This is a genomic window from Ornithinibacter sp. (genome assembly GCF_035443565.1).
Taxonomy (GTDB): domain Bacteria; phylum Actinomycetota; class Actinomycetes; order Actinomycetales; family Dermatophilaceae; genus Fodinibacter.
Genome location: NZ_DAORSO010000189.1, coordinates 1 through 3592, shown reverse-complemented (window position 1 = coordinate 3592; position 3592 = coordinate 1). Strand labels below are relative to the sequence as shown.

Here is a 3592-nt window from a genome sequence, read left to right as displayed (position 1 = left end):
CTCCTCGAGGGTCATCCGCCCCTGGCCGAAGAGCTCGCCGTTGCGAAAGACCATGGGCACCGCGAGCACGCCGCGCTCCTCGACCTCACCCGGGAAGACCGCGCCGTCGATGGCGACGTGGCTGATGCCGGGGTTGAGGATGCTCATCAGGTTGAGCGCCTGCACGACGTCCGGGCAGTTCTGGCACGACTGGCTGAAGTACGTCTCGAACCGGTGCTCCCCCGTGAGGCCGCGAACGGCATCCAGGAGTTCCGTGGCAGCGGTTGCGGGGTGCCCGCCCACCTGGAGCAGCGCGAGCACGAGCGAGGTGAACTCGTGCCCGAGCGGCATCCCGGCGAACTCCACCTCGATGGCGGTGCCCACGCGCACGATCCGGAAGGAGGGGCGGCGTGCGGCATCCCCACCGCGCACGTGGACGATCCGGCCACCGGACAGGCTCGCGATCTCGTCGAGGAGGTCGGCGAGCTGGCCCGAGGTGGCCGACTCGTCGAGGCTGCTGACGAGTTCGACGGGGTCGACCACCTTGGTCAGGTAGGCCGACAGCTGCTTGGCGAGAGCCGGATCGAGCATGCGATCAGATCTTTCCGACGAGGTCGAGCGACGGGGCCAGGGTGTCCTCGCCCTCTTCCCACTTGGCGGGGCAGACCTCACCCGGGTGGTTGCGGACGTACTGGGCGGCCTTGACCTTGCGCACGAGCTCGGCGGCGTTGCGGCCGATGCCCTCGGCGGTGACCTCGTGGAACTGGATCACACCGTCGGGGTCGACGAGGAAGGTGCCGCGGTCGGCCAGGCCCTCGGCCTTGCGCAGGATCTTGAAGTTCTTGGAGATGCGCTGTGTCGGGTCGCCGATCATCGGGTACGTGACCTTGCGGATGGTGTCGGACGCCTCGTGCCACGCCTTGTGGGTGAAGTGCGTGTCGGTGGACACCGAGTAGACCTCGACGCCGAGGGCCTTGAGCTCCTCGTAGTGGTCGGCGAGGTCGCCGAGCTCGGTCGGGCAGACGAAGGTGAAGTCGGCCGGGTAGAAGAAGAAGATCGCCCACTTCCCCTCGATGTCCGCCGAGGACACCGGGACGAACGAGCCGTTGACGAAGGCAGTGGCCTCGAAGGGCTTGATGGTCGTGTTGACGAGGGACATGACGTCACTTCTCCTTGTGAGGGGGGGTTACCTACCAGGGGGCGTCACCATTGCCGCCAGCCGAACTGGAGTGGTTCAAGTCTAGTGGATGCCGTCCTGCCACCTCACAGCGGGGTTCCGCACCGCGGAACGGACCCCACATCGACCAATAGGTCACCTCACGAACAGCCGGCGACGTCCCTGCATCGACCTATTGGTCGATGCAGGGACGTCGGGCAGGCAGGCCCGGCCCCGGGGTCAGGACTGGCCGAGCCGCTCCATGATGATCGCCCGCGCCGCACCGGCATCCGCCTGGCCCTTCATCGCCTTCATGACCTGACCGATGAGCGCGCCCGCGGCCGCGACCTTGCCGTCACGGATCTTGTCGGCCACGTCGGGGTTGGCCGCGATGACGGCGTCCACGGCCGCCTCGAGGGCGCCGGTGTCCTGCACCAGCTCGAGCCCACGGGCGTCCGCGACCTGCGTCGGAGTGCCCTCCCCGGCCAGCACGCCCTCCCAGACCTGACGAGCCATCGAGTCGTTGAGTCGACCGGACGTCACGAGACCCTCGAGCTCGACGACGGATGCCGCGCCGACCCCCAGACCGGCGGCGTACGTCGGTACGTCGAGACCCTCGGCGTTGGCGCGCCGCGCCACCTCACCGGACCACCACTTGCGCGCACCCGCCGGGGACGCACCTGCGGCGACGGTCTCCTCCACGAGGTCGACCAGCCCGGCGTTGACGACGTCGCGCATCTCGAGGTCGGCAAAGCCCCATTCACCCTGGAGCCTCTTGCGGCGGGCCGCGGGCGGCTCGGGCAGCGTCGCCCGCAGCGACTCGACCAGCTCGCGCGAGGGTGCCACGGGCACGAGGTCGGGCTCGGGGAAGTAGCGGTAGTCGTCGGCGTCGGACTTCGCGCGCCCCGAGGTCGTGACCCCGGTGTCCTCGTGCCAGTGTCGCGTCTCCTGCACGATGGTCCCGCCCGAGGTGAGCACGGCAGCATGCCGCCCGACCTCGTAGCGCACCGCCCGCTCGACCGAGCGCAGCGAGTTGACGTTCTTGGTCTCAGAGCGGGTGCCGAACACCTCGGCGCCCTTGGGCATGAGCGAGAGGTTCACGTCGCAGCGCATCGAGCCCTGCTCCATCCGCACGTCGGAGACGTCCAGGGCCTTGAGCAGGTCACGCAGGGTGGCCACGTAGGCGCGGGCGATCTCGGGAGCCCGCTCCCCTGCCCCGGTCAGCGGCTTCGTGACGATCTCGATGAGCGGGATGCCGGCGCGGTTGTAGTCGACGAGGCTGTGCGTCGCGCCGTGGATGCGACCCGTCGAGCCACCGACGTGCAGCGACTTGCCGGTGTCCTCCTCCATGTGGGCCCGCTCGATCTCGACCCGGTAGACCGTGCCGTCGTCGAGCTCGACGTCGAGGTAGCCCTCGAACGCGATCGGCTCGTCGTACTGCGAGGTCTGGAAGTTCTTCGGCATGTCCGGGTAGAAGTAGTTCTTGCGGGCGAACCGGCACCACTGCGCGATCTCGCAGTTGAGCACGAGCCCGATGCGGATCGCCGACTCCACGGCCACCGCGTTGACGACCGGCAGGGCACCGGGCAGACCCAGACACACCGGGCAGGTCTGGGTGTTGGGCTCGGCGCCGAACTCGGTCGGGCAGCCGCAGAACATCTTCGTCGCGGTGTTCAGCTCGACGTGCACCTCGAGTCCCATGACGGGGTCGAACGCGGCGATCGCGTCGTCGAAGGGAAGGGTCGCCTCGGCGTGGGTCTGGGTCATGGCTCAGGCTTCCGTTCCTGCGTTGCGTCCGGCAAGGTGGCTGTCCTGGGGCCCAAGGTGCCGGACGTTACCGAGCAGGTCGGGCGCCCGGTCGAGCAGCGGCCCACCCCACGCGGCGGTGAGCCTGGCCTCGAGGGCCGCACCGACGGCATACAACCGCTGGTCCTGCATCGCGGGGGCGAGGATCTGGAAGCCGGCCGGCAACCCGTCCTCGGTCGCGAGCCCGCTCGGCACCGACATGCCGGGGATGCCGGCGAGGTTGGCGGGGATGGTCGCGATGTCGTTGAGGTACATCGCCATCGGGTCATCGAGCTTGTCGCCGAGCTTGAAGGCCGTCGTCGGCGCCGTCGGTGAGACCAGGACGTCGGCGGTCTCGAAGGCTGCCGCGAAGTCGTTGGCGATGAGTCGACGCACCTTCTGGGCCGACCCGTAGTAGGCGTCGTAGTAGCCGCTGGACAGGGCGTAGGTGCCCAGGATGATGCGCCGCTTGACCTCGTCGCCGAAGCCGGCGTCGCGGGTGGCGGCCATGACCTGCTCGGCGCTCGGCGCATCGATGTCGTCGGGGGCGACGCGCAGCCCGTAGCGCATGGCGTCGAACTTCGCGAGGTTGCTCGAGGCCTCGCTCGGGAGGATGAGGTAGTACGCGGCCAGGGCGTAGCTGAAGCTCGGGCAGGACACCTCGACGACCTC

4 protein-coding genes are annotated in these 3592 nt (G+C 69.1%); all 4 read right to left on the bottom strand.

Going from position 1 to position 3592, the window contains the following annotated elements; genetic code table 11:
• Positions 1 to 570 (bottom strand): thioredoxin family protein (locus tag PLL68_RS13095; protein WP_324534775.1); only part of this gene is annotated, 570 nt, incomplete at its 3' end.
• Positions 571 to 574: 4 nt separating this feature from the next.
• A complete protein-coding gene (gene ahpC, locus PLL68_RS13090) occupies positions 575 to 1138 on the bottom strand; it encodes an alkyl hydroperoxide reductase subunit C (protein WP_324534773.1) in 564 nt (187 codons plus the stop codon).
• A gap of 237 nt (positions 1139 to 1375) precedes the next feature.
• On the bottom strand, positions 1376 to 2902 hold the full coding sequence (gatB, locus tag PLL68_RS13085; protein WP_324534772.1) for an Asp-tRNA(Asn)/Glu-tRNA(Gln) amidotransferase subunit GatB: 1527 nt from the start codon (positions 2900 to 2902) through the stop codon (positions 1376 to 1378).
• Positions 2903 to 2905: 3 nt separating this feature from the next.
• Positions 2906 to 3592: amidase family protein (locus PLL68_RS13080; RefSeq protein ID WP_324534770.1), on the bottom strand; the 687-nt coding region annotated here is incomplete at its 5' end.

Excerpts from the sequence above, each read along its gene's own strand:
- ahpC (WP_324534773.1), bottom strand. The coding sequence starts at position 1,138 with ATGTCCCTCGTCAACACGACCATCAAGCCCTTCGAGGCCACTGCCTTC.
- gatB (WP_324534772.1), bottom strand. The coding sequence starts at position 2,902 with ATGACCCAGACCCACGCCGAGGCGACCCTTCCCTTCGACGACGCGATC.